The organism is Croceicoccus sp. Ery5 (assembly GCF_020985325.1).
Taxonomy (GTDB): domain Bacteria; phylum Pseudomonadota; class Alphaproteobacteria; order Sphingomonadales; family Sphingomonadaceae; genus Croceicoccus.
Genome location: NZ_CP087587.1, coordinates 232231 through 257802 on the forward strand (window position 1 = coordinate 232231; position 25572 = coordinate 257802).

Below are 25572 nucleotides of genomic sequence, written 5' to 3' on the forward strand. Positions count from 1 at the left end.
TTCATCCCGTTGGCGGCAGCGTCGCCTTGGCGAAACCCGTCCAGCAATCGTCATAGGCAGGCTGCAACTCGGGCCGCGCCAGCGCGGCGGCAGTGGGCGCGATGACCCAGCGGCTTTCGAACATGAAGGCCAGCGTATCGTCCAGCTTCACAGGCGTCAGCCGGGCATCCATCGCCTTGGCCGTGCTTGCGGCATCGGGCCCGTGGCCATTCATCTGGTTATGCAGGCTCGCCCCGCCGGGTTCGAAACCGCCGCCTTCCTTGGCATCGTACACACCGTGGATCAGGCCCATGAACTCGCTCATCACATTGCGGTGAAACCATGGCGGGCGGAACGTGTCCTCTGCGACCATCCAGCGCGGCGGAAAGATGACGAAGTCGCAATTGGCAGTACCCGGCGTTTCGCCCGGGCTGGTCAGCACTGTAAAGATCGACGGATCGGGATGGTCGAAACTGACGGTGCCGATCGTGTTGAAGCGCGCCAGATCATAGCGCAGCGGTACGCTGTTCCCGTGCCATGCCACCACGTCGAACGGCGAATGGCCAAGCGTGGTGTGCCACAAATGGCCCTGAAACTTCTGCACCAGCTCGTAATCGCCGTCGCTGTCTTCGAACCATGCCACCGGCGTTTCGAAATCACGGGGATTGGCCAGCCCGTTGGACCCGATCGGTCCCAGATCGGGAAGCTGGAACGGCGCACCGTAATTTTCTGCGACATAGCCGCGCGCGGGGCCGTCCAGTGCGACGGTGAAGCGCATGCCGCGCGGGATCAGCGCGATATGGCCGGGCGGCACATCCATGCGGCCAAGTTCGGTGGTAATCGCCAGCGTTCCCGTTTGCGGAACGATCAGCAGTTCGCCATCCGAAAACTGCACGGCGCGCCGCTCCATCGACCGGTTGGCGGCATAAAGATGCACGCCGATGCCCGCGCCCGTCGCCACATCGCCGTTCGCGCCATAGGTGACAAGCCCGTCGAGCCAGTCGGTCGGCTGCTCGGGCATGGCCAATGCGCTCCAGCGCAAGCGGTTGGGGTCGACCGGGCCTGTTGCCAACGGAGCGCTGGCAAGGCGGGGCGCGGCCTTTAACGGCGTGAAGGGCGAATGGCTGGCGGCGGGACGCAAGCGATAGAGCCAGGACCGGCGGTTTTCGGCGCGCGGCGCAGTGAAGGCCGTGGTCGAGAATTGCTCGGCATAAAGGCCAAAGGCAGGGCGCTGCGGGCTGTTGCGGCCAACGGGCAGCGCACCCTCCACCGCTTTGGTAGAGAAGTGATTGCCAAAGCCGGTCTGGTAATCCCCGGTCCCGTTCTTCATTGCCCGCTCTCTCCCCTCAGCCTGATCAGTCGGCGTCGACCTTCAGCGTACCGCGCCTGACCTGATCGCGCTCCATGCTTTCGAACAGGGCCTTGAAATTGCCTTCGCCAAAGCCGTCGTCGCCCTTGCGCTGGATGAACTCGAAGAACACGGGGCCGACATTCGCCTCGGCAAAAATCTGCAAGAGCAGGCGCGGCTGGCCGCCCTCGGTCGTGCCGTCGAGCAATATGCCGCGCATTTTCAGCGCGTCCACATCCTCGCCATGGCCGGGCAGGCGTTCGGCCAGCATCTCGTAATAGGTTTCGGGCGGCGCGGTCATAAAGGGCACACCGGTCTGTTTCAGCGAGTCCCATGCCGAGACCAGATCGTCGCAGATAAAGGCAATATGCTGGATGCCTTCGCCGTTGAACTGGCGCAGGAATTCCTCGATCTGACCCTTTCCGCCTTCGCCTTCCTCGTTCAACGGGATGCGGATCTTGCCATCGGGCGCTGTCAGCGCCTTGGACGTCAGGCCGGTATATTCACCCTTGATGTCGAAATAGCGGATTTCGCGGAAGTTGAAGAGCTTCTCGTAATAATCGGCCCAATAGGCCATGCGGCCGCCATAGACATTATGGGTAAGGTGATCGATCCGCAGGAAGCCCGCACCCTTCGGATGTCGCTCGACACCCGGCAGGAAATCAAAGTCGATGTCATAGATCGACAGGTCGCCACGCTCCGCGCCTTCATAACGGTCGACCAGATAGATGATGGCATTGCCGATCCCGCGAATGGCGGGCAGGCGCAGTTCCATCGGGCCGGTTTCGAGTTGCACCGGTTCGGCCGAACGGTCGAGCAGTTCTTCATAGGCGCGGCGCGCATCCTTTACGCGAAACGCCATGCCGCAGGCGCTGGGGCCATGTTCGCGGCTGAAGAACCAGGCGGGCGAGCCGGGTTCGTAATTGGTAATCAGATTGATGTCGCCCTGCCGCCAGAGCTGCACATCTTTCGAGCGGTGATTGGCGACATGGGTAAAGCCCATGGCCGTGAACACCGGTTCCAGCACGCCTTTTTCGGGGGCGGAGAACTCGACGAATTCAAAGCCGTCAAGGCCGATGGGGTTTTCGAACAGATCGGTCATGATGTGGCATCCTCGGGTGAAATGGAAAGGGGAACCTGCGTATCGCCGTCCTGCAACTGCCCGGGGGCAAAGGGCTCGCTATCGCGATAGGCGGTATAGATCGGCCCGAAATCGAGATCGACGAGACCGGTCATCAGCTGTTGCAGATCGTCGATGACGAAATAGATGTCCTGAAAATCATCGATCCGATAGGCGGTGCGCATGATGCGTTCGGGGTCCATGCGGACGCGCAGCACATCGGGGTCGGTCGTGGAAAACACCGTCTCGCCCGCAGAGGATACGATGCCCGCGCCATAGGCCCGCAATGCGCCATCCTCTTCGATCAGGCCAAATTCGACCGTGTACCAGTAGATGCGCGCCAGCATCGGCACCGCGTCCATCGCCTGCGCCCGCGCACCGGCTGCGCCATAGGCAGCCATGAAATCCGCGAATGTCGGGTAGAGCAGCATCGGCACATGGCCGAAGAAGTCGTGGAACACGTCAGGCTCGACCAGATAGTCCAGCTCGTGCTCCTCGCGGATCCAGCGGGTGACGGGAAAGCGCCGGTTGGCGAGGTGATCGAAAAACACTTCGTCAGGGATAAAGCCCGGCACCGCCACGATGCGCCAGCCGGTCGCCTCGTCCAAGATACGGCTGGCGCGTTCGAAATCGGGAATGCCGTCGGCGCAATCCAGCCGCGCCAGCCCGTCGCGAAAGGCGCGGGCGGCGTGCTTTTCGGCCAGTCTTACCTGCCGCGCGTAAAGGCGACGCCAGCGATCATGCTCGGCATCGGTATAGGCCGCATGGTCCTGCGGGACGGTGTAACGCGCGTCCGCATGCGTATAGTCACCGCGAAGCTCGCTCGAACTATTGGCTGAACCGGGTTTCTCCATAATCGAACAATACCACACGGGCGAAACGGTTTCCGTGCAAAGATTTGCCGCATCCGGGCCGGATTTGGTGGATTCAGCCAAGAAATCGCGTTAGATTGGTCGAATGGCACGACTTGACGCATATGATAAGCGGATCATCGCGGCGTTGCAGGATGATGCCCGCATGCCCATCGCTGCCGTGGCCGAACGCGCCGCGCTTTCGGCCACACCGGTCAGCCGGCGGGTAAAGCGGCTGGAAGATGACGGCGTGATCGCCGGCTATGCGCCGGTTCTCGATCCGCGGAAGCTGGGTTTCGAACTCGAAGCCTATGTGCTGATCAATCTGAAATCGCATTCGGACAAGACGATCGCCCGCTTCGAAACGATGATCCGCGAAAACCCCTATATCGTATCGTGCCATGCGGTTACGGGCGACATGGATTACATATTGCGGGTGATCGCGCGCGACGTGGAACATCTGTCGCAGATCACGCTTAAAACGCTGGTCCGTATGGACGGAGTGCGCGACGTGAAGTCGATCATCGCGCTGGAGGCGGTGAAGGAAAGCCGGGCGCCGCCGCTGGAATAGGCGGCGCCCGTTTCATCGTATCAGCGCATCAGCATATTGCGCGCCTGGCTGGCGATCTGGGCCAGCATGGCAGGCGCGATGGGAGCGGTGGACTTCGCCCTGCCGATCATGCCGCGAAAGCGGGCGATCGCATTCTCGCGCTCTGCCGTCCATGCCTCGACCGCGGCGACCGGATCGGCCTTGGCCTTTTTGGATCGTGCCAGATCGCGCAGGAATTCCAGCCGCATCTGCTGAAAATCGCGGGATAATCCGGCGACCAGAAGCCGCTCCCACGGGTCCGACGGTGTCATCAGCGCGGCGGTCGATTGTGCCCAGTGCAGCCCCAGCAGATCGCCCAGCCGCGTGAAGGCCCCCGTCAACAGGCGCGGCTCGATCCCCGTGTCCGACGCAAGCTGCGCCAGCCCGACGGCCCCGTCGAGGTCGAACAGGCCCGCGACTTGCGCGGCTTCCTTGGCAGGCACGCCGCCATCGGCGAAACGGTCGAGCAGTTTTTGCGAATTGGCGCGCGCTTCCTCGGCCAAAAGGTCGCGCGTGTCGGTCGCCAGCGTGGCGACACCCTTGGCCAGCCGGTCATAGGTTTCCGACGGCTTTACCTGCCCGCCGCTGGCCCGCAGCACATCAGCCATATGGCCGCGCACCGCATTGGCCAGATAGTCGAGCAGCAACAGGCGCGCAGGCTCCTCCATCCTGGCGTGTTCAAGCTGGTCCCAGCAGGCATTCAGGTCGAACAGGCGCACGGCGACCGCAAAGGCAGCCGCGACCTGCGCCAGCGAGACGCCTTCCTCTTCGGCAAGCTCGTACGGATGGACGATGCCAAGTCGGTTGACGAGCGCATTGGCAAGCTGTGTCGCGATAATCTCGCGCCGCAGCCGGTGGCCCGCGATCTGGGCCTTGAACTCGCCGCGCATCGGGGTGGGGAATGCCGCGAACAGCATGTCTTCCAGCCCCTTGTCATCGGGGACGGAAGACGCCTCGATATCGGCTTGCAGCCGCAGCTTGGCCGAAGACAGCAATACGGCCAGTTCGGGACGGGTCAGCCCCTTGCCCTCCGCCGCGCGGCGGGCCAGCGTTTCGCTGTCGGCCAGCCCCTCGGTCCGGCGGTCCAGATCGCCGGTTTCTTCCAGCATTTCCATCACGCGCAAATGGCTGGCGGTAGCATGCGAAGCGCCGCGTTCCGCGATCGACAGGGCCAATGCCTGCAGGCGGTTGTCCTCCAGCACGATTTCGGCGACCTCGTCGGTCATTTCGGCCAGCAGCACGTTTCGACGCTCTTCGGACAGGCGGCCCGCGCGGCGCGCGGCGGCAAAGGCGATCTTGATATTCACCTCGTTATCCGAACAATCGACGCCTGCCGAATTGTCGATAAAGTCGGTGTTGATCCGCCCGCCTCTCAGCCCGAACTCGATGCGCGCGGCCTGTGTAATGCCAAGGTTCGCGCCTTCGCCGATGACTTTCACCCGAAGCTCGTCGGCACTGATGCGCAACGCATCATTGGTGGGATCGCCCACCTGTCCGTTCACCTCGTGGCTGGCCTTGATATAGGTGCCGATGCCGCCGAACCACAGCAGGTCGACGGGCGCGGCAAGGATGGCGGCGATCAGGCGGTCGGGCTCGATCTCGCTCTCGTCGATCCCCAGCGCCTCTTGCGCCTGTGCCGACAGCGGGATGCGCTTCATCGTGCGCGGGAAGACCCCGCCGCCCTTGCTGATCAGCGCCTTGTCGTAATCGTCCCAGCTGGAATGCGACAGTCCGAACAGGCGCTTCCGTTCCTTCCAACCCTTGGCGGCATTGGGATCGGGATCGATGAAAATATGCCGATGGTCGAATGCGGCGACAAGGCGGATCGCCTTGGACAGCAGCATGCCATTGCCGAATACGTCGCCCGACATATCGCCGCAGCCGACGACACGCACGGGATCGGATTGCACGTCCACGCCCATTTCGCGGAAATGGCGCTGCACCGAAAGCCATGCGCCGCGGGCGGTGATGCCCATGGCCTTGTGGTCATAACCGTGCGACCCGCCGCTGGCGAACGCATCGTCAAGCCAGAAGCCGCGATCCTCGGCAATCGCATTGGCAATGTCGGAAAAGCGCGCGGTGCCCTTGTCGGCGGCAACCACGAAATAGGGATCGTCGCCGTCGCGGCACAGCACGCTAGCCGGATGCAAGACCTTGTCCTTCACGATATTGTCGGTGACCGACAGCAAGGTGCGGATAAAGACCTGATAGCTGGCCTGTCCCTCGGCGGCCCAGCCTGCGCGGTCGCGGGCGGGATCGGGCAATTGCTTGGGATAGAAACCGCCCTTGGCGCCGGTCGGCACGATAACCGCGTTCTTCACGCGCTGCGCCTTCATCAGGCCAAGGATCTCGGTGCGGAAATCGTCACGCCGGTCGGACCAGCGCAAGCCGCCGCGCGCGACAGGGCCGGCGCGCAGGTGGATGCCCTCTACACGGCGCGAATAAACGAAGATCTCGCGCCATGGCACGGGCTTGGGCAAGCCGGGGACCAGCGCGGAATCGATCTTGAATGCCAATGCTTCTGTGGCGGCGGGGGCAAAGGCATTGGTACGCAGGATCGCATCGACCAGGCTTTGATACTGGCGCAGCAGGCGGTCGTCGTTGATCAGCTCGACCTTCAGCAATGCGGTGCGGATATCCTCGCGCGCGTCGGCAGCGGCTTTTTCGCGGTCGCCCTTGAATTCGGGCTGATGGCACGCGCGGAACAGGGCCAGCAGGTTGCGGGTGATCGCGGGATTGCGCGCCAGCGTCCCCACGGCAGAGGCAATAGTAAAGCCCAGCCCGCCCTGACGGAAATAGCGGTACATGGCGCGCAGCCAGTCTGTTTCGCTCGCGCTCAATCCGGCGGAAATGACCAGACGGTTGAACTGGTCGTTCTCTGCCGTGTTATTCAGCACGGCGGCAATGGCCTGCTCGATGGCTTCGGCGCGGTTCAGCAAATCGCGTGCATCTTCGCCGCCGGGCAGCCCAAGGCCGAAATCGTGGATCGTGCCCAGATCGCCGCCATCGAGCGGGGTCGGAATTTCGGACATGACGCGAAAGCCGAAATTCTCCAGCGCGGGCACGGCATCGGACAACGGCAACTGGCCATGCTGCTGATAGACTTTCAGACGCAGCGGTTCTTCATCGGTGACCGCCTGATGCTCGGGGCAATAGAGCCGCACTGCGCGGGCGGGCGGCGCATCGGCAACGGCACCATCCTCTGACGCCGTGATATTATGCAGGCGGGCAATGTCGCGCGCGGCCTCTGTCGCGCCATAGAAACTGCGATAACCGGCGGGGAAACTGTCGGCATAGCGCGCCGAAATGGCGGCGGCGCGCGATCCGTCCTCGATCTTCGACAGCTCTCCTTCGACTGCCTCGCTCCAGCCGCGCAGCATGATCTGCAATTGCGCGTCCAGCGCCGCTGCGTCGAACCGGCTGTCGATATTCCGGATGTCGAGCACGAAGCGGATCATGGCAAGATTGCCGCCCTCGACCTGAATGCTCCAGTCGAGAAGTTCGGCCCCGATGGCGTCCTGCAACAGGCGAAGGATGCGCAGCCGCACTTCGGTCGAAACCATGTCGCGCGGCAACCAGACAAAGGCGAACAGATGGCGGGCCAGCGGTGCCTCTACCAGGGTAAGGCGGGGGCGGGGACGGTCGGCAAGGCTGGTCATGGCCGTGGCGACGCGTTCGATATCGTGTTCGGAAAAACCGATCAGCAAATCATGCGGCAATTCGGTCAGCGCATGGACCAGTGCCTTGCCCGTATGCGCGCCGCTGTCGAAACCCAGCTTTTCCATCATATGGGTCAATTGCTGGCGCATACGCGGCACGCGATCGGGCGGAGAGGCCAGGGCCGCGCTGGTCCAGATTCCGGCATGGACCGACAGGGCGGTGACCGTCCCATCCTCTATCACCGGCACGATGAACAGATCGACCGGAACGCGGCGGTGAACGCGCGATACGGCATTCGCCTTGACGATCAGCGGTGCATGGCCGCGATTGTCGCCGCCGGGTTCGTCGAACCATGCAAAGGCGCGGTCGAACGAGGCATCGGCAAGGATTTCGCGCGCGCTTTTGCGGCAGATGCCCAGCTTTTGGGTCATCGAACCGTCGCGCTTGCGCGTCACATGGCCCAGCTGCGTCAGCATATCGTCACCCAGCCAGCGCAGCAGCGCCGCGCCTTCGGGATCGGCGATGCGGCTGGCGTCTTCCAGGATCGCGGCGCGCATTTTGGGCCAGTCCTCGACCGAGGCACGCACATCGTTCAGCGTGGTGCGGATGGCGGATACCAGCTCGCGGCGGGCCTTGGCGTCGACACGCGCGGTTTCGATATAGATCATCGATTCGCGCACTTCGCCCGCGCCATTGTCGGTCAATAGTTCGAGCAACCGGCCCTTGTCGTCGCGGCGAACGGGGACGACGGGGTGCAGCAAACGATCCACCACCAGCCCCTGCGCGGCCAAAGTGGCGGCCAGCGAATCGACCAGAAAGGGCATGTCGTCATTGACGATGGCAAGGCGCATATAGCGATGCGGCTCGGTAGCGGTGGCCACATCGATCACCGCTTCGCCCTCTTCGCGTGAGGCCGCGGTTTGCAGCATGAAACCGGTGATGGCGTCCATCTCGGCATCGGCCAGGGGTGCATCGCCTGCCAGCAGCGAGGCGCGGATATGGCCAGCCAGAGCGCGCTTATGGTCCCGATCGGCCTTTTTGCCGATGTCTGCCTTGCTTTTGGTCACCGTCTTGCTCCTGGCTTTACCAGCCTTGGCCTCGCTTGCCATGACATCCCTCTCTCAAAACACGATCCGCAGCATCTATCGATACAGACTCTATCGATACAGACCGGGCCTGCGTTCGTTCCCGCGGCGCTGCGGGTCAGGGTGATGTGGTCCCGTCCGGTTTCAATTGCAACGAGCTTTCGAAGCGGAGCTGACCATGCAGCATTTTTGCCGCATAGGAAGCATAGATCGGTGATGCTGACAGTAATGCAAGTAAACGATTCGTATTGCCGGAATTGGTTAAAATGAGTGGTAAATGCAAAATTGTGCGCAAGATTCCGTGCCATCGCGGTACAGCGCGCGCCATTTGGACTTAACTCGCGCAATAAGGCGTTGAAATATAGTGAAAATTTAAATCGCCTAACGATCCATTTCATTTTTCTAACGAAATGACAGCCAGTGTTAGATTTGTTAAGGCCTAAGTCTCTGTAAAGACGAGATAAGTGGACCTTCGGGGATAAACATTGACGAATTTTAAGGGTCGGCGCAGATTTATTGACATTCCAGAGGGATGCGTGGGGCGCGGCCTTTGAGGGATGGGCTTGCGAGCGATTGCAAACCATCGGGGCGTGCATTCCGGCTGGAGTGGGGGAGAACCGGAAATAGAAGCCGGCAACCTTCGAGTTATGGAAACTGCGCTTGGATCCGAATTTGGACCTAGAGGGGTAATATCATGAAGACTTTCATCAAGAATTTCATCGCTGACGAATCGGGCGCTTCGGCTGCCGAATATGCTCTGATCATCGCCGTCGTCGGCGTTGGCATCGGCGCGGCAGCACTGGTGCTGGGTGCGAACGTTGAAAGCGCCGTGGGTACGGCGGCCAACGAGGTTTATAATTGCAATAAGAGCGGCGCTACCTCCGGAACCTATACTGGTCAGAGCTGTGCAACCCAGTCGGGTGCGGCAACGGTCAGCTAAGTTTATTAATGGGATGGGCCTCGCCATTAATGATGGCGGGGCCTTTTCTTTTTTTGCCCAGATTGGGACAGTAGTAAGTCTTTCACTTTTTTCGGTTAACAGTGCGTGTTAGAGAGATGACAGATTAATTCGCGGCTGAGGGGGCGCGAGGGGGATGATAGGACGTAACTGGATATTCCTTTTGGTCGCGATCGGCCTTGGCCTGATCGCCGTGGTGCTCGCCAATTCCTATTTCACGGGGATTGAGAATGAGCAGGAGCGGCTGGCCAAGCAGGATGAGGTGGCCCGCATCGTGGTCGCCACGCAGCCGTTGGAATTCGGAACGGCCGTCACAACTGAAAACACGCGCATGCAGAATTTTCCGGCCAGCTCGGTGCCGGCCGGTGCCTTTTTCTCGATCGAGGAACTGGTGCAGGGTGGTCAGGTCGCTATCCGACCGATCGTTCCGGGCGAACCGATCCTTGCCGACAAGCTGAGCGGCCGCGCGGTTCTATCCGCCAATCTGCCCGACGGGATGCGCGCCATCTCGTTCCCGGTCAATGCCACAACGATGGTGTCGGGCTTTGTGCGCCCGGCCGATATCGTGGATGTGCTGATGACCCGCGGCGAGGGTGAGGACCGCATCGTCGAGGTGATCATGGAAAGCGTTCAGGTTCTTGCCGTCGATCAGGTGGCGAGCGAGAATGCGACCGCACCCGGCGTCGGCGGCAATGTGACCGTCATGGTCGACCAATATGACGCGCAAAAGCTGACGCTTGCCCGCCAGCTGGGCCAGTTGAGCCTTGCCCTGCGCAATGTCGAAAATCAGGAGCCGGGACCGGCCGTTGCCGTTTCGGCACGCGACATCGGCAGCGGCTATCGCTCGCCGGTCCGCGCGGCCTATGTCGATGCGCCCGCCGCCGCGCCTGCGCCGCGTGGTCCGGCTGCCGCCGCGGCACCGGCGCGCCCCGCAGGCCCCACCATGTCGGTGGTGCGCGGGACCGAGGCATCGAGCTATTCCATTGGCCAGCTTGGGGGGAGCTGATCACATGCGCAAGAAAAGCATAATCGCCGCATTCGCGCTCGCCACCGCACTGCCTTTCGCAGCGCCGGCCATGGCGCAGGATTACGGGCTTCACGCCGGCGGGCTGGAAGTGCCCATCAACAAGAGCCAGGTCGTCACCAGCGACCGCGCCATCAGCCGCGCGATGGTCGGCAATGCCGAGATTGCGGATGTTCTGCCGATCTCGGACCGGTCGATCTATGTGCTGGGCAAGGCATCGGGCACGACCAGCCTGACCCTGTATGATCGCAGCAATCAGGTCATCGCGGTCATGGATGTGACGGTCGGCCCCGATGTCGACGGTATCCGCAGCGAACTGGCCGCCTTGCTTCCCGGAGAGGATGTGACCGCGCGGCTTTCGGCGGGGTCGGTGATCCTGTCGGGCTTTGTCAGCGACGCAGGCGCCGCCAACCGCGCATCGCGCATTGCCGAGGCGTTCGCGGGCGACAAGGTGGTGAACCTTCTGTCGGTAGGCGGCAGTCAGCAGGTGATGTTGGAAGTGCGTTTTGCCGAGGTGAGCCGCAATGTCGGCAGCCAGTTCGGGGTGCGCAGTTCCGGCATCAGCAGCGACGGAGATTTCGGCTTTGCCATCGGTGGTGCTTCCGCGCCATCGAGCGCATTCGGTGTAATTGGCACTTTGTTCAATCTGGGTGACGTGAATATCGAGGCCTATCTCGATACGCTGGAAGGTAAGGGCATGGCCAAGACTTTGGCCGAACCGACGCTGGTCGCGCTATCGGGTGAGCCTGCCTCGTTCCTAGCGGGCGGCGAATTCCCGATCCCCGTCGCAGGCGGCGCGGGCGGCAATGCCGATGCGATCACCGTGACGTTCAAGACATTCGGTGTCAGCCTTGCCTTCACCCCGACCGTGCTGGGCAATAATGTGATCAACCTGCTGGTCGAGCCGGAAGTGAGTTCGCTCGACCCGTCGGCATCGGTGACCGTGAACGACATTTCGGTCCCCGGCCTGCAGACGCGCCGGGCCAGCACCACTCTGGAACTGCGCGACGGCGAAAGCTTTGCGATCGCGGGCCTTTTGCGAGAGGATATGAGCACGACGGTATCGCAGATGCCGCTGCTGGGCTCGATCCCGATCCTCGGGTCGCTGTTCCGTTCGACCGAATATCAAAAGGGCCAGACGGAACTGCTCATCGTCGTGACGCCGCGGCTCGTCAAGCCGATCCGGCCCGGTTACGTGAACCTGCCGACCGATCGGGTCGAAGATCCCGATCCGCTCGACGTGCATCTGGTGGGTGACGATTACCAGCCCGTGCCGCTGGCACCTGCCGCGCCTGCGGCAGCCGCGAACGTTCAGGAGGTTCCCGATTATGAATATTAAGCTTCTGATCCTTCCTGCGGCAGCGGTATTGACCGGCGGCTGTTCCTATTACGGCAGCCAGGAAGCGGGGCCGTTCGATCCGGCAGCATTCGGTGAAGCCAACCGGCAGGCCTATGCCGCGATGATCATCAATCCCGATCCGGTCTATGAAGAGGATATGACCTCTTCTGCCGAAGTCGCGAGCGATGCTGTAGATGCCTATCGTGCAGGCGAGGTTGAAGAACCCAAGGCAAATACCGGCGGCGGACTGGATAACATTGGCGGCACCTGATCCGCCGAACATTGTAACGGGTGGCGAAAAGGATGCAGGGGAGAATTCGCAGTTTCGCAAGCGATGAGAGCGGCGCGGTTGCCGGCATTTATGCTGTCGCGCTGATCGGGCTGATCGCTATTGGCGGCGTGGGTTTCGATTATGCGCGCATGGCGGGCATGGACTCCGAACTGCAAAACGCGGCGGATCAGGCGGCCCTTGCGGCGGCGACGCAGCTGGATGGCAACGATACGGCCTGCGCGCGTGCCGGTGATGCGGCGATCAATTTATTGTCGAATATCACCCTGCTGTCCAACGACGGCACCGGCAATGCGGTCACTGTCAATGCGGGCGCGGCGGCGGCGACCGGCAGCAACCAGTGCGGCGATCGGTCCTATATCACCTTTTACAGCGCCTATACCGATCCTGCGACCAATACGCTGGCCAGCACCGATGCCGACGCGGGCATTGTCGAAGTGTCGGTCGATTCGCGCACCGCACGCTATGCGTTCACGCCGATTGTGGGTGCGATCTTCTCCACAATGTCGGCGCGGGCCGTGGCCAGCATCGGTTCGGCCATTTGCGATGTGCCGCCGCTGATGATCTGCGATCCCGATCCGGGCAATGCGACGCCGATTGCCAACCGTCTGCTGCCGGGTACCGGCATTCAGGTGACCGGCCATGGCAATAATGCGACCAAGACGGGCGGGAACAAGGACGATTACAACGTCGATGGCTCGGTTTCGCACTGGGCGCCTGGCGATTTTGGGTTTCTTGAAATCGGCACGGGCAGAAAAAACGATCTGGTGCGGGCGCTTGCCTATAAGGATTTGCCGTTCGATTGCACGCCGGTTGGCGGTACGAAGCCGGAAACGGGCAATGCGCAGGGGCTGTATGACGCGCTGAATACGCGGTTCGATATTTACGACTTTGCCAATAATTCCAGCGCGGGCAGCGGCAATCCGCTGTCGGCCTGCAACTCCGGCGCTTGTCCGGCTGCCACCAACACGACCAAGGATGTCGTGAAGTCCAGCTCGGCCACCAATGGCAATGCCTGCAAGCTGCATAATTCGGGCTGGGAGCTGCCGGACGAGGACGAACAATTCTGGCCGATCGCGGCGAACGGGTCCTATGACGGGATGTCGACCTATAACAATAATACCCATACGCCGGCGATCACGGCGATGGGGCACCCGCGCGACTTGTGCCACTACGCCAGCTATCGTGCGGCGACGGCCAGCAATTGCGGGACCGATGCCAATAATCGTGTCGGGAACGGCAATTGGGCGCGCGGCGATTATTTCCGCAAGAATCATCCGGGCAAGACACTGCCGTCGAACAAGGCGACCATCACCCGCTATCAGACATATTTGTGGGAAAACGGTGCGGGCGGAACGCCCGGTACTTCGGTGGGCCAGCGCGGCCCGGTCTGCTCGCAATCGCGCGGCGGTGGGGAAACCGCCGATCGCCGTGTGCTGACCGTTGCGGTGGTTACGAATTGCGCGTCGCTGTCGGGAAGCTCGACCGCTGTGAACATCGGCGAATGGCTGGATATGTTTCTGGTCGAACCCATCGTGGACGAACGGGCAAACGGTTCGGTCAAGGACGGGCTTTATATGGAAGTGATCCGCGTCAACGATCTGGGTGCCGGGTCCAGCACAGGGGGGACTGTTCGCAAGGACAAGCCCTTCCTGATCGAATGATCCGCCGGATCCGCCAGTTGCTGCGCGACCGTCGCGGCGTTGCCAGTGTCGAAATGGCCCTGATGACGCCGGTTGTCTTCGCGCTGATGTTCACCTGTTTCGAAGGGGGCTATTACCTCTGGACCGAACACAAGGTGATCAAGGGCGTGCGGCAGGGGGCCCGCTATGCGGCGCGGTTGCCGTTCACCAGCTATAATTGCGCGTCGACCGCACCTACGGGCACAACCGATATTCCGCTCGACAATATCAAGAATGTCGTGCGCACCGGTCTGCCCAGCGGGCTGGCCTATCCCAAGGTGAAGGGTTGGACGAACAGCGACATCACCATCACGGTCAGTTGCGATTCGTCGACCACGACGGGCCTGTACAAAGGCGTTACCGGCGGCGCGCCGCGCGTCATGGTCAGCACGGTGGTCACCTATCCGGCGATCCTTGGTCTGCTGGGATTCGATACCGGCAATGTAAAAGTGCGCGCACAGGCGCAGGCGGCGGTGGCGGGCGTATGATCCGGACCAGCGCATTGCGCCGCCTTTATGCGGATAACCGGGCTGCCTCGGCGGTCGAATTCGCACTCGTCGTGCCTGTGATGATCCTGTTCCTGCTGGGCATTATCGATGTCGGCCGCTTTATCTGGAACACCAATGAAGTCGAAAAGGCCGTGCAGATCGGCACGCGCTGGGCAGTGGCGACGGATATTATACCGGGCGACGATACCGCGAACGGACTGAAGAATTACAGCTTCGCGATTTCGGGTGCGGTGCCTCAGGGCGATGTCGTGCCCGTGTCCAGCTTTCCCGGCGTGACCTGCACCAGTACTTCTGCGGGAGCAGTAACGTGCACCTGTAAAGCGGCCTGTTCATTTTCGACGGTGACCACCGGAGATTCGTTTACCAATCTTGTTGGAAGAATGAACCAGATTTACGGCGGTATCAGTAACGAAAACGTGCAAATAGATTATGACTGGTCCGGATTGGGATACTCTGGAGATCCTTTTGGATCGGATGTCGACCCTCTGGTAACAGTGACCGTTAAGGATGTGGCTTTCCGGCCAATCTTCCTTGCGGGAATATTTAACTTCGGCCTACCGGACCTCAGCTACACGCTGACCATGGAAGATGGCGAAGGTGATTTTTCGAATTAAGGCTTTGGCAGATGAGAAGTGAACTCAACATCGCAGGCAATAGCGGGACCGAACTGCCCATGAATGCTTTCGTCGTCGCAAGTCCGGCCCATATCGCACGCCTTGACGGTGCGGTCGGGGGCAGCCGGACAAGCAAGCTCAACACGATCGCACTCGATGCCGGCCAGCCCGTTCCGACCAATGTGATGGATCAGGCCGAGATGCTGGTGCTGGAAATCGATCCCAATAGCGAAGCCTCGCTGCTGCGGATGGAGCAGGTGCGCCGCGAACGTCCCAATCTGCCGCTGCTGGCCGCTGTCGAAAACGCCGATCTGCGCCTTGTGCGCGCATTATTGCGTCAGGGCGTGGCCGATGTGGTCGCATTGCCGTTCGATTTCGACGAATTGTTTACGCAGGTGATCGATGCCGCGGCTGCCAACAGCCATGCCGCGGGCATGGACCGGCTGGCCCCGATGGCGACCATGGTGCATGCCGTCGGCGGCACGGGCGCGACCACGATCCTGACGCATCTGGCCTCGGCCATTGCCGATGAAGGCACGTGCGGTTCGCGCGTCTGCCTGATCGACCTCGACCTGCAATTCGGCGAGGTGGCGACGCAGATGGGGCTGACCCCGCAGAACAGCGTTCTGGACCTGCTGGAAGCGGGGGAACGACTGGACGGCGATCTGATCCGCGATACCGCTGTGCAGACCAAATACGGCCATTACATCATCGCCGCGCCTGCCCAGATCACACCGCTGGAGGATGTGGACGTCGACCGCCTGCTGCGCATGCTGACGCTTGCGCGGCGCGAATATGATTACGTGCTGCTCGACCTGCCGGTGAACTGGACCAACTGGTCGCTATCGGCCGCGCTGGCCTGCACCGATATGCTGGTCCTGACCGATCAGAGCATTACGGGACTGCGCCAGACCAAGCGCTGTCTTGAACTGTTCGACATGATGGATGTGCCGCGCGACAATATGCGGCTGATCGTCAACCGGGCCGAGAAGAAGATGTTCCAGTCGATCGGCGTGCACGAAGTGTCGGACACGCTGCATCGCACTGTCGCCGCGACCATCGCGAAGGACAAGGCGGGGCTCGATTCCGCGCAGGACCAGGGAATCCTGCTGGGTGAGGTCAATAAGAAGGCACCCTTCGTAAAGGATGTCGCAAAGCTGGCCGAAATGATGTGCCAGCGTCATGGGGGTCAAGGCTGATGAAATGGTCGGTCAAGCGCGCGGAGCAATCCGTCCAGCCCGAGGGCGTGGTGTCGATGGCGGCGCTGCAAACGCTGGATGGCGAGCAGGACGAATCCAAGAAACGCGCGCTCGACCTCAAGGTGTCGATCCACCGGGCCTTGCTCGACAAGATCAACCTGTCCGCGCTGGAGCAAATGCCGCGCGAGCAGATCCGGACTGAAATTTCCGAGATCATCGGCGAAATCTTGATGCAGCGGCAAGAGCCGCTGAACCGCACCGAACGCACGGCTCTGGTCGAGGATGTGCTCGACGAATTGCTCGGCCTCGGCCCGTTGGAGCCGCTGCTGCAGGACGATTCGATTACCGATATTCTGGTGAACGGCCCGCAAATCGTTTTCATCGAACGCAACGGCCTGCTGGAACGCGCGCCCACAGAGTTCCAGAATGACAAGCATCTGATGCGCATCATTCAGAAGATCGTCAGCGCGGTGGGCCGCCGCATCGACGAATCCTCGCCCTTCGTCGACGCGCGTCTGGCCGACGGTTCGCGCGTGAACGCCATCGTTTCGCCGCTGGCGGTCGATGGATCGCTGCTGTCCATTCGTAAATTCGCCAAGAAGCGGATCGGTATCGACCGGCTGATCGAACTGGGCTCGGTGCCCGAACCGATGGCCCATGTCATGCGCGCCGTGGTCGCCTCGCGCCGCAACGTGCTGATCTCGGGCGGTACGGGGTCGGGCAAGACGACGCTGTTGAACGCCATGAGCTCTTATATCGATCCGCGCGAGCGTATCGTCACCATCGAGGATTCGGCCGAACTTCAGCTTCAGCAGGAACATGTCGCCCGTCTTGAAACGCGCCCCGCCAATGTCGAGGGCAAGGGCGAGGTGACCCAGCGCGAGCTGGTCAAGAACGCACTGCGTATGCGGCCCGACCGTATCATCGTCGGCGAGGTTCGCGCCGGTGAAGCGTTCGACATGTTGCAGGCGATGAACACCGGCCACGACGGGTCGATGACTACGGTGCATGCCAATACGCCGCGCGATGCGCTGTCGCGTCTGGAACAGATGATCGGGATGAGCGGCATCGACATGCCGCCACGCTCGGCGCGTGCGCAGATCGCATCGGCCATCAATGTCGTGGTGCAGGTCGGCCGCCTTGCCGACGGTCGCCGCCGCGTGCTCAGCCTGTCGGAACTGACCGGCATGGAGGGTGAGACGATCACCATGCAGGAGATCTATCGCTACAAGATCACGGGCCGAGACGAGAATAACAACGTCATCGGCAAGTTCGAGGCGACGGGTATCCGGCCCAAGTTCCATGCCGATGCACTGTCGGCAGGCATCAATCTTCAGCCTGAACTGTTCCGTCCCGACTTCGAGATGGGCTCATGATCGAGACACTTCTCAAGGCGCTGACGCTGCTGGCGATTTTCGGCACGGTCTTTCTGATCGTGCAACTTGGCCTGAACTACAGCTGGTCGAAAACTGCCCATAGCCGCGCGGTCAACAAGCGGTTGGCGATGATCCGCGAAGGCACCAGCCGCGACGAGATTCTGGCGCGGTTGCGCAAGAACACGCCGCAGGACCATGCCAACCTGCCGCCCGTTATCGCGCATCTGCTGCAAAAGCTGGAGCGCACCATGATGGCGGCGCAGGTCGGCTTTACCCCGCCGCAGATGATCATGGTGATGGGCGCGGCCTTTATAGTTTTGACAGCCTTGCTGATGCTGCTGATCGGGGGGGCGGGTTTCCGCTTTACGGCGGGCACGATCCTGCTGTCGATCGTGCTGGCGGCATCGGCTTCGTTCGTGCTGCCGGTCATGGTGCTGTCGATGATCGCGACCAAGCGGCGCAAGCGTGTGGAAGAACAGTTTCCCATCGCGCTCGACGTGTTCGTCCGCGCCTTGCGCGCGGGCCATCCGATCGCCGCCGCGCTGGAATTGCTGACCGAGGAATTGGAAGACCCCATCGGCAGCGAATTCGGCCTGGTCGCAGACGAAGTCGCCTATGGCGCCGAGCTGACCGACGCGCTGACCGCCATGGCCGAACGCTGGGACCTCGACGATATACGCATGTTCGTTGTCTCGCTTTCGGTACAGAACGAAACCGGCGGCAATCTGGCCGAAATCCTGCAGAACCTGTCGGAAGTGATCCGGGCCCGCGCCAGCCTGTATATGAAGGTTCGCGCGCTGAGTTCCGAAGGGCGCATGACGGGCTGGATGCTGACGATCCTGCCGGTCGCCGCCTTTATCGGCCTGTTCATGGTAAACCCCGAATTCTATCTGTCGGTGGCAGAGGACCGGATGTTCATTATCGGCTTTATCGTGCTGATGGTGATGTATGTTTCCGGGTTCCTGTGGATCCGCAAGATCATCGATCTGAAGGTCTGACGCCATGATTGATTTCATCCTTGCCAACCAGACCGCGCGCATCGCCACGCTTGTCGGCCTGTTCGCGATTGTCGCCGCACTGGTCTATCTGGCGCTTGGTGCATTTTCGCGCCGGTCGCAGATCCGTGCGGGGTTGCAGACGCTGGGCACCGACCGGCGCGAGGCGCAAACGGCGGCAAGCCTGCGCGAATCGAACAATAATTCGGCTTGGAGCAATCTGGCCGACATGGTGGAGCGGACGGGCCTGAGCCTGGCCGATACCCAAAGCGAACGGCTGCGCGACAAGCTGATCGAGGCGGGATACACCCATCCTTCGGCACCGCGAATCTTCACGCTGACGCGGCTGGTGCTGCCCTTCGTGCTGGTGATCGGCTTTGTGCTGATCGTCTATTCGCGGCCCGAACCTCCGGGCTTTTTCACGGTGTACTTCTTTGGCGCGATTCTGGGCTTTCTGGGCCTGTATCTGCCTAATATCTATGTCCAGGCCAAGGCGGACCGGCGGCGCGAGCAGATCGTGAACGGCTTTCCCGATTGCCTGGACCTGCTGCTCGTCTGCGTAGAGGCAGGGCTGGGGATCGAGGCGGGGATGGACCGCGTGGGGCGCGAGATGGTGCAGTCGCACCCGCTGGTATCGCAATTGCTGTCGGTCGCCGTGCTGCGCCTGCGCGCCGGGGCCAGCCGCGAGGAAGCGTTCCGCAAAATGGCCGATATGGCCGGCGTGGACGAAATCCGCTCCTTCACCACGCTGCTGGTGCAATCGGACAAGCTGGGGACGAGCATTTCGTCCACCCTGCGCGTCTATGCCAGCGAAATGCGTGAAAAACGCCGGATGCGCGCCGAGGAAAAGGCGCATCGCATTCCGGTCCTGATTTCCGTGCCGCTTGTGGTATGCATGCTGCCGACGATGATCGGCGTTCTGATGCTGCCCGCGAGCATTCGTGTCGTGCGCGACATTTTCCCGCTGATGAACGGGTAAGGATAGGGGGGTATCCTAAGATGCTGAAAACCAACACCAGAAAGGCCATGGCCGCGACGGGGATCGTTGCTGCCGCGCTGGCGCTGTCGGGCTGTCAGGCGATTTTCGGGCCGTCGACTGCTGCGCGCAGCGATCCGCAGGCCGTGGATATGGGCGATTATTTCGAAGGTCGCCTCGCGGTCGGGCGGTACTACCTTGAAAAGGGGCTGACGACGCAGGCGATCACTGCGTTCCGGCAGGCCTCCTATGATCCGCGCTTTGCGGGCGAGGCCTATAACGGGATGGCCATTGCCTATGACCAGCTGGGCCGCACCGATCTGGCGCATCGTTATTTCAATCAGGCTGTGGCCGCAGCGCCGAACGACGACCGCTTTTCGCGCAATCTGGCGCGGCTGGAAAACCGCACGCCAGTGCTGCCCGATGCGATGCCGCAGGTTCAGCAGGTTGAAATGGCGCAAATGGCGCTGCCCGAACTGCCCGCCATCGCGGCGGAGCCCGAGCTTGAGAAGCGGGGCGCGATCACCATCGGGGCAAAGCCCGCGACGGGCATTGCCGTTGCTGGCAGGCCTGCCAGCGATGCGGTGCGCGTGTCGCGCAGCGAAGTTCGCGTTGCACCCGCCGCTGCGCCGGTCAAAGCCGCATCGCCGGTACGCACGGCCGTTCGCGCGGAAACCGTCAGCGAAAGCCGTGCGGTGATCGCGCGTGCACGGCGCAGCGCGGCGGCCCGTCGCGGCTATCCGATCCGCCTCGTCTTCAACGATAATCAGGCATCGCTGTCTGCACAGGACTGATAGATCGTGTCATTTCTGCCGGCCGCCTATCTGGCGGTGTTCTGCCTGCTCGCCCTTGCGGGGGCATGGACCGATCTTCGCAAGCAGATCATACCTAATGGCCTGAACTTTGTCGTTCTGGTCGTCGGGCTGGTCGCCGTGCCGGTGATGTTCGGCTGGATGGGTCTGGCATGGGGATTGGCGCATTTCGCGGCAGCGCTTGTGGTCGGCATCGGCCTGTTCGCCATTGGCGCATGGGGTGGCGGCGATGCGAAGTTTTTTGCCGTCTGCGCATTGTGGATCCCGATCCAGCACACCGTAGCCTATCTGGTCGGACTGGGCATTGCGGGGCTGCTGCTGATCGTCGCATGGCTGGTCTGGGCAAAGCTTCGCGGCAAGCCCGTTTCGCGCAAGAGCCCGCTGCCCTATGGCGTGGCGATTGCGCTGGGCGGGATTTTCGCGGTCGTGTCGGTTCCGGCGCTGGGATTCTGGCCCGGCTGAATGCCGCTTTCGCGATTGTTGCAGGGGGCAGCGCGCAGGAAGGGAACGGGGTAAACACCTGCGGATTTGATTCCCGATGACCCTTCCGCCCCGTCCATCGACCCGAAACGGCAAATCGCGCGGACAGCGCATGGCGGTGATCGCGCTGGTGGCGTTGATCCATCTGGGCGCGATCTATGCCTTGCTGCGCGCATTCGATATCGATGTGCTGCCGCAATCGGCCCGTTCGATCATGGCCTTCGATGTCAGCGCGCCCGAACCTCCGCCTCCGCCACCTGAACCCGATCCGGAGCCTGAGGGCGCCAGCGCAGCCCCCGCACCCAGGGCAGAGCCCGTACCCAAGGCCGCGCCGCCGCCCAAGCAGGTGATCAAGCCTGACCCGCCCTTGCCGGTCGCTCCGGCCGAGGGAACCGAAACACGTTCGGGCGCGGCAGATGCGGGCAGCGGATCGGGCGGCGGCGGTGCCGGTTTCGGCACGGGCAGCGGCGGATCGGGCACCGGCATGGGCGGTATCGTCGCGCGCCGCGCGGTCAAGATCGCGGGCGATATCGTCGATGCGCGCGATTATCCGCGACGCGGCAGCAAGGCGCGATCGGGCACGTCGGTCACTGTTTATTACACCGTCGGCACCGATGGCATTCCACGCAATTGCCGGATCGCCAGACCCAGCGGCGATCCGGAAGCGGATCGCATAACATGTCGCCTGATCGAACAAAGATTTCGTTACAGACCTGCCACCGATCGAAATGGCAATCCTGTCCCCGATACTACCGGATGGCGGCAGTCTTTCTTTTTAGGGACTTAGCTTTTTGCACCTGCGAAATCTTGTTCTACCCCTCTTTGGTTGCTTTGTCGGGCGGATAAAGCGGGTTACGATGCGCCCAGTCGCCCGAGTCTTGCGATAATTTTGCAATCGCGAAGGAACCGGAAGCAGGTCGGGCGCATTGGGGGGAATATCGCCTCAACGCCGGGGACTACGCAAATATGGGAAACGGGACTTCGAAGGATCTACCACCGCGCCAGCCGGGCCAAGGGCTGCGAACATCCGATAAGGGTGGCAGCGAAGTCATTCGTCTTTTTTCCGATCCCGCCGCACAGACCGCGCGCCGCCGCGTTGCCCTGATCGGCACCTATGTCCCGCGCAAATGCGGCATCGCCACCTTTACCGGCGATATCGTCGAACAGGCAGCACTCTATCATCCTGATGTGACCTTCGATGTCTATGCGATGGCCGATCCGGCAAGGCCCGTCGATCACGGATCCATTGCGGGCGAAATTCTGCAGGATGATCGCGCCGATTACGCCCGCATGGCGCGCCGGATCAACGATTCGGGTGTCGATGCGGTCTGGCTGCAGCATGAATATGGCATTTTCGGCGGCGATTGCGGCGAGATGGTGCTCGATCTGGTCGACCGTGTGGCCGCGCCGCTGATCGTGACGCTGCACACGGTGCTGGCCGATCCCTCGCCGCGCCAGCGCGCCATACTGGAGCGGCTGATCGACCGTGCCTCGCAAGTGATGGTGATGGCCCGCCATTCGCGCGAATTGTTGATGCAGATGTATAATGTGGGCGACGCCCGCATCACCGTGATCGAGCATGGCGCGCCCGACCGTCCGTTCGGGCGGCAGGACTTGTTCAAACAGGCGCTGGGCATCGAAAACCGCAAGGTGATGATGAGCTTCGGGCTGATCGGGCCCGGCAAGGGGCTGGAGCATGTGATCGAGGCGATGCCCGCCATCACGGCGCGCCATCCCGATTTCCTCTATCGCATCGTCGGCGCGACCCACCCCAATCTGGTGGCAGAGCAGGGTGAAGCCTATCGCGAAAGGCTTAAGGCTCTGGCCGACGATCTGGGCGTGGCAGACCATATCGAATGGGTCGACCGCTTCGTCGAGACGGAAGAATTGCTGGACCAGCTGGAGGCGAGCGATATCTATGTCACTGCCTATCCCAATCTCCAGCAATCGACATCGGGCACGCTCAGCTATGCGGTTGCGCTGGGTAAGGCCGTGATTTCAACGGCCTATCTGCATGCCGCCGAATTGCTGGCGGACGGCGTGGGCGAGCTGATCGAGCCATGTTCGAGCCGTGCGATCGCGGATGCGGTGAACAGCTTGCTGGACGATCCGGCGGAGCTGGAAGCGCTGCAACGCCGTGCCTATGCCCGCGGGCGGGAGACGATCTGGCCCCGCTATGCCGATGCGGTGGTGCGCATGATCGATCATGTCGCTGCCGACGCGCCGCGCCGCCCGATGATCGAACTGGCGACCTGCGATTTACGGACGCCGGGCCTGTCGGGGTTTGTCGCGATGTGCGACGATACCGGCATGGTCCAGCACGCCATCGGGCAAGTGCCCGACCGTCGGCATGGCTATTGCCTTGACGATAATGCCCGCGCACTGATGTTGGTGAGCGAGGCGGAGGCGATGGACACGCCGACCGCGGACCGCCTTGGCGCGACATTCGCCGCCTTTATCAACCATGCATGGAACCCCGAAGCGCAGCGGTTCCGCAATTTCATGCATTACGACCGCAGCTGGGTCGAGGAATGCGGCTCTGACGATGCCAATGGTCGCGCGCTCTGGGCGCTGGGCCATACCGCCTTGCGCGGGCGGAGCGAGGATTTGCGCTGGTGGGCACGCGGCCTGTTCGATGAAGCGCTGGCGATGATGGGCGCCATCGAATCGCCGCGCGCCATCGCCTTTGCCACGCTGGGCGCGGCTTGCCGGATCGAAGGCGAACCGGATCACGCGGGCGCATTGGCGTTGCTGAATCGCAGCGGCGAGTTCCTTCACCGGCTGCTGGCCGAATCGCGCCGACCCGATTGGGGCTGGTTCGAAACCGTGCTTGGCTATGACAATCCACGCCTGTCGCAGGCGTTGATAGAGGCGGGCCGCATCACCGGACATGGCGAATGGGTGCTGGCCGGGCTGTCCAGCCTGCGCTGGATTTCGACGATGCAGCTTTCGGCCAGCGGCCAGTTCCGCCCTGTCGGTTCGGACAGCTTTACCCATCCGCACGAAGCGCTGCCCTTCGATCAACAACCGTTGGAAGCGCAAGCGGCGGTCGAGGCAGCGGCCAGCGCCTATCGCGCCGATCCATCGCAGCGCTGGATCGACCATGCGCATACGGCCTATCGCTGGTTTTTCGGCCATAACGATCGCGGCGCGGTGCTGGCCGATCTGGCCAACGGACAATGCCGCGACGGGATCACTCCGCGCGGTCCCAACCGCAATTGCGGTGCGGAATCGATTTTGGCGTTTCAGCTTGCGCATTACGGCGTGGTAGCGCTGGCACGTTCGCAATCGGGCGAGTCGGAGTCGCCCGATGCCGAAGCGGACGACCAGCCTATGGCGTTTCACGCGGGAGAGATCCTTGAGAAAAGGCGATTATCCGAAAAGCCCGCTGCGAATTTCTGACAGCAGGCTCTTTGCCGACCATTCACGCGTAGTTCTTCGACCGTTTCACCTGGGCTGGCAGGCCCGCACCGCCGATGGCAATCGCGCCATGCGGCTGGTCGAGGATATCGCCAGCCTGTCGGAAGAAGCGGCCGCAGCGGAATATGCACATGTCTGCCACGATTTTCTGGAACGGCACTGGCAAACGGAACAGATGTTCCTGGAACGCTATGCCGAAGTAGAGGAGACGCTGGAGCTTGATCCGGCGGCCTATTCCGATCTGCGCAAAAAGCTGATCGGCAGCTATTTCTGCCATGAGTATACCTATGCCGCCGCGGCGCTGATGAACCCGTCGATCGTGCCGCATCCCGACCAGAGCGGGATGAGCGCCGATTCCTGCCGTTTCGTGATGAGCCTTCGCGCAGTGGGCGAGGGGCACATCAGCTCGGTCGCGTTTCGCGAAGGCATTATGGAGGCGGACGGATCGTTTCGCCTGTGGCCGCAATCCAGCTTTGCCACTGCCGCCAACTCCGCCGATTGCTCGACCGAAGGCGATTGCGCGGTCGAGGTGCATCGCCATCCGGACAGCAGCCTGTCGAACACGGTGATCTTTCCCATTACCGAACAGCAGGCGGGCGGGCTGGAAGATTTGCGGCTGGTGCGATTCGACCACGGTCCCGATGAGAACGGTGCGTCGGATTTTGAATGGATCGGCACCTATACCGCCTATTCCGGCCACTCGATCCGGTCCGAGCTGATGCGCACGCGCGACTTCCGCACCTTCACGCTGGAGCCGATTCTGGGCACGGCGGGGCGTAACAAGGGCATGGCGCTGTTCCCGAACAAGATCGGTGGCCGCTATGCAATGGTCGGGCGGCAGGATGGCAAGAATTTGTTCCTGTTATTCTCCGACGATCTGGTGAACTGGGATGATGAGGGGACCATGCTGATGGGCCCGAAATATCCTTGGGAATTCATCCAGATAGGCAATTGCGGCAGCCCCATCCTTACCGACGAAGGGTGGCTGCTGTTTACCCATGGGGTGGGGGCCATGCGCAAATATTCGCTGGGTTGTGCCCTGCTGGACCGTGACGACCCGTCGAAGGTGCTGGCGCGCAGTCCCGCGCCGGTGCTGGCGGCGGAGGATGACGACCGGTCGGGCTATGTGCCTAATGTGGTATATACTTGCGGGGCCTTGAAATTGGGCGGCAGTCTATTGATTCCATATGGTATCTCGGACAGCGCGGTCGGCTTTGCCAGCTGCTCTGTAAACGAACTACTGGCGATGATGGAGTGAAGCCCCGCA

At 62.0% G+C, this 25572-nt stretch carries 21 protein-coding genes; 17 read left to right on the top strand and 4 right to left on the bottom strand.

The annotated features are described in order from the left end of the window. Nucleotide 1 precedes the first annotated feature (1 nt). Genes hmgA through phhA form a run of 3 tightly spaced genes read right to left on the bottom strand, consistent with a single transcriptional unit; the run spans nt 2 to nt 3301 of the window. Nucleotides 2–1309 (bottom strand): homogentisate 1,2-dioxygenase, encoded by a 1308-nt coding sequence (hmgA, locus tag LOZ74_RS01170; protein WP_230292542.1) that lies wholly within the window; start codon nt 1307–1309, stop codon nt 2–4. A 25-nt stretch (nt 1310–1334) separates the two neighbouring features. Further along, on the bottom strand, nt 1335–2429 hold the full coding sequence (hppD, locus tag LOZ74_RS01175) for a 4-hydroxyphenylpyruvate dioxygenase (RefSeq protein ID WP_230292543.1): 1095 nt from the start codon (nt 2427–2429) through the stop codon (nt 1335–1337). Then, the gene (gene phhA / locus LOZ74_RS01180; RefSeq protein ID WP_230292544.1) at nt 2426–3301 is read right to left on the bottom strand and encodes a phenylalanine 4-monooxygenase; all 876 of its coding nucleotides are present in this window, start codon (nt 3299–3301) and stop codon (nt 2426–2428) included. The genes hppD and phhA overlap by 4 nt, the downstream gene beginning before the upstream one ends. 103 nt (nt 3302–3404) lie before the next feature. Between phhA and LOZ74_RS01185 the strand changes: the two genes are divergently transcribed. Beyond that, nucleotides 3405–3869: an Lrp/AsnC family transcriptional regulator gene (locus LOZ74_RS01185; protein WP_230279272.1), complete on the top strand. Its 465-nt coding sequence runs from the start codon at nt 3405–3407 to the stop codon at nt 3867–3869. Nucleotides 3870–3889: 20 nt separating this feature from the next. Here LOZ74_RS01185 and LOZ74_RS01190 read toward each other — a convergent pair whose 3' ends face one another. Beyond that, complete coding sequence (locus LOZ74_RS01190) at nt 3890–8656, bottom strand: NAD-glutamate dehydrogenase (RefSeq protein WP_370638860.1); 4767 nt, start codon at nt 8654–8656, stop codon at nt 3890–3892. A gap of 670 nt (nt 8657–9326) precedes the next feature. On the opposite strand from LOZ74_RS01190, the gene LOZ74_RS01195 reads away from it, so the two are divergent. The 16 genes from LOZ74_RS01195 to LOZ74_RS01270 all read left to right on the top strand — a co-directional run bounded on the left by LOZ74_RS01195 (nt 9327) and on the right by LOZ74_RS01270 (nt 25563). After that, a complete protein-coding gene (locus tag LOZ74_RS01195; protein WP_230292546.1) occupies nt 9327–9572 on the top strand; it encodes a Flp family type IVb pilin in 246 nt (81 codons plus the stop codon). A 154-nt stretch (nt 9573–9726) separates the two neighbouring features. Then, entirely contained in the window at nt 9727–10596 is an 870-nt protein-coding gene (gene cpaB, locus LOZ74_RS01200; protein WP_230292547.1) for a Flp pilus assembly protein CpaB, read from the top strand. A 4-nt stretch (nt 10597–10600) separates the two neighbouring features. After that, nucleotides 10601–11953, top strand: coding sequence for a type II and III secretion system protein family protein (locus LOZ74_RS01205; protein WP_230292548.1), 1353 nt, complete (start codon nt 10601–10603; stop codon nt 11951–11953). Continuing rightward, complete coding sequence (locus LOZ74_RS01210; protein ID WP_230292549.1) at nt 11943–12224, top strand: hypothetical protein; 282 nt, start codon at nt 11943–11945, stop codon at nt 12222–12224. Before LOZ74_RS01205 ends, LOZ74_RS01210 begins: the two co-directional genes overlap by 11 nt. Nucleotides 12225–12256: 32 nt before the next feature. After that, nucleotides 12257–13906 (top strand): TadE/TadG family type IV pilus assembly protein, encoded by a 1650-nt coding sequence (locus LOZ74_RS01215; RefSeq protein ID WP_230292550.1) that lies wholly within the window; start codon nt 12257–12259, stop codon nt 13904–13906. After that, nucleotides 13903–14412 (top strand): TadE/TadG family type IV pilus assembly protein, encoded by a 510-nt coding sequence (locus LOZ74_RS01220; protein ID WP_230292551.1) that lies wholly within the window; start codon nt 13903–13905, stop codon nt 14410–14412. Before LOZ74_RS01215 ends, LOZ74_RS01220 begins: the two co-directional genes overlap by 4 nt. Beyond that, the gene (locus tag LOZ74_RS01225) at nt 14409–15047 is read left to right on the top strand and encodes a TadE/TadG family type IV pilus assembly protein (RefSeq protein ID WP_230292552.1); all 639 of its coding nucleotides are present in this window, start codon (nt 14409–14411) and stop codon (nt 15045–15047) included. Before LOZ74_RS01220 ends, LOZ74_RS01225 begins: the two co-directional genes overlap by 4 nt. An 11-nt stretch (nt 15048–15058) precedes the next feature. Then, complete coding sequence (locus LOZ74_RS01230; protein WP_230292553.1) at nt 15059–16246, top strand: AAA family ATPase; 1188 nt, start codon at nt 15059–15061, stop codon at nt 16244–16246. Nucleotides 16247–16302: 56 nt separating this feature from the next. Further along, the gene (locus LOZ74_RS01235) at nt 16303–17622 is read left to right on the top strand and encodes a CpaF family protein (protein WP_370638893.1); all 1320 of its coding nucleotides are present in this window, start codon (nt 16303–16305) and stop codon (nt 17620–17622) included. Beyond that, complete coding sequence (locus LOZ74_RS01240) at nt 17619–18620, top strand: type II secretion system F family protein (protein ID WP_230292555.1); 1002 nt, start codon at nt 17619–17621, stop codon at nt 18618–18620. Before LOZ74_RS01235 ends, LOZ74_RS01240 begins: the two co-directional genes overlap by 4 nt. Before the next feature lie 4 nt (nt 18621–18624). Then, nucleotides 18625–19596 carry a type II secretion system F family protein gene (locus tag LOZ74_RS01245; RefSeq protein WP_230292556.1) on the top strand — a complete coding sequence of 324 codons (972 nt, stop codon included), beginning with the start codon at nt 18625–18627 and terminating at the stop codon, nt 19594–19596. 20 nt (nt 19597–19616) lie between these two features. Continuing rightward, nucleotides 19617–20387, top strand: a complete 771-nt coding sequence (locus LOZ74_RS01250) for a tetratricopeptide repeat protein (RefSeq protein ID WP_230292557.1) — start codon at nt 19617–19619, stop codon at nt 20385–20387. Nucleotides 20388–20393: 6 nt separating this feature from the next. Then, on the top strand, nt 20394–20867 hold the full coding sequence (locus LOZ74_RS01255) for a prepilin peptidase (protein WP_230292558.1): 474 nt from the start codon (nt 20394–20396) through the stop codon (nt 20865–20867). Between the two features lie 76 nt (nt 20868–20943). Further along, nucleotides 20944–21672 (top strand): TonB family protein, encoded by a 729-nt coding sequence (locus LOZ74_RS01260; RefSeq protein ID WP_230292559.1) that lies wholly within the window; start codon nt 20944–20946, stop codon nt 21670–21672. A 179-nt stretch (nt 21673–21851) separates the two neighbouring features. Then, entirely contained in the window at nt 21852–24287 is a 2436-nt protein-coding gene (locus tag LOZ74_RS01265) for a glycosyltransferase family 4 protein (protein WP_230292560.1), read from the top strand. Beyond that, nucleotides 24244–25563, top strand: a complete 1320-nt coding sequence (locus LOZ74_RS01270; protein WP_230292561.1) for a glycoside hydrolase family 130 protein — start codon at nt 24244–24246, stop codon at nt 25561–25563. Before LOZ74_RS01265 ends, LOZ74_RS01270 begins: the two co-directional genes overlap by 44 nt. The last annotated feature ends 9 nt before the right edge of the window (nt 25564–25572 follow it).

Bases quoted from the DNA above. Each gene is read 5' to 3' on its own strand.
- hmgA (WP_230292542.1), bottom strand. From the start codon at position 1,309: ATGAAGAACGGGACCGGGGATTACCAGACCGGCTTTGGCAATCACTTC.
- hppD (WP_230292543.1), bottom strand. From the start codon at position 2,429: ATGACCGATCTGTTCGAAAACCCCATCGGCCTTGACGGCTTTGAATTC.
- phhA (WP_230292544.1), bottom strand. From the start codon at position 3,301: ATGGAGAAACCCGGTTCAGCCAATAGTTCGAGCGAGCTTCGCGGTGAC.
- LOZ74_RS01185 (WP_230279272.1), top strand. From the start codon at position 3,405: ATGGCACGACTTGACGCATATGATAAGCGGATCATCGCGGCGTTGCAG.
- LOZ74_RS01190 (WP_370638860.1), bottom strand. From the start codon at position 8,656: ATGGCAAGCGAGGCCAAGGCTGGTAAAGCCAGGAGCAAGACGGTGACC.
- LOZ74_RS01195 (WP_230292546.1), top strand. From the start codon at position 9,327: ATGAAGACTTTCATCAAGAATTTCATCGCTGACGAATCGGGCGCTTCG.
- cpaB (WP_230292547.1), top strand. From the start codon at position 9,727: ATGATAGGACGTAACTGGATATTCCTTTTGGTCGCGATCGGCCTTGGC.
- LOZ74_RS01205 (WP_230292548.1), top strand. From the start codon at position 10,601: ATGCGCAAGAAAAGCATAATCGCCGCATTCGCGCTCGCCACCGCACTG.
- LOZ74_RS01210 (WP_230292549.1), top strand. From the start codon at position 11,943: ATGAATATTAAGCTTCTGATCCTTCCTGCGGCAGCGGTATTGACCGGC.
- LOZ74_RS01215 (WP_230292550.1), top strand. From the start codon at position 12,257: ATGCAGGGGAGAATTCGCAGTTTCGCAAGCGATGAGAGCGGCGCGGTT.
- LOZ74_RS01220 (WP_230292551.1), top strand. From the start codon at position 13,903: ATGATCCGCCGGATCCGCCAGTTGCTGCGCGACCGTCGCGGCGTTGCC.
- LOZ74_RS01225 (WP_230292552.1), top strand. From the start codon at position 14,409: ATGATCCGGACCAGCGCATTGCGCCGCCTTTATGCGGATAACCGGGCT.
- LOZ74_RS01230 (WP_230292553.1), top strand. From the start codon at position 15,059: ATGAGAAGTGAACTCAACATCGCAGGCAATAGCGGGACCGAACTGCCC.
- LOZ74_RS01235 (WP_370638893.1), top strand. From the start codon at position 16,303: ATGGCGGCGCTGCAAACGCTGGATGGCGAGCAGGACGAATCCAAGAAA.
- LOZ74_RS01240 (WP_230292555.1), top strand. From the start codon at position 17,619: ATGATCGAGACACTTCTCAAGGCGCTGACGCTGCTGGCGATTTTCGGC.
- LOZ74_RS01245 (WP_230292556.1), top strand. From the start codon at position 18,625: ATGATTGATTTCATCCTTGCCAACCAGACCGCGCGCATCGCCACGCTT.
- LOZ74_RS01250 (WP_230292557.1), top strand. From the start codon at position 19,617: ATGCTGAAAACCAACACCAGAAAGGCCATGGCCGCGACGGGGATCGTT.
- LOZ74_RS01260 (WP_230292559.1), top strand. From the start codon at position 20,944: ATGACCCTTCCGCCCCGTCCATCGACCCGAAACGGCAAATCGCGCGGA.
- LOZ74_RS01265 (WP_230292560.1), top strand. From the start codon at position 21,852: ATGGGAAACGGGACTTCGAAGGATCTACCACCGCGCCAGCCGGGCCAA.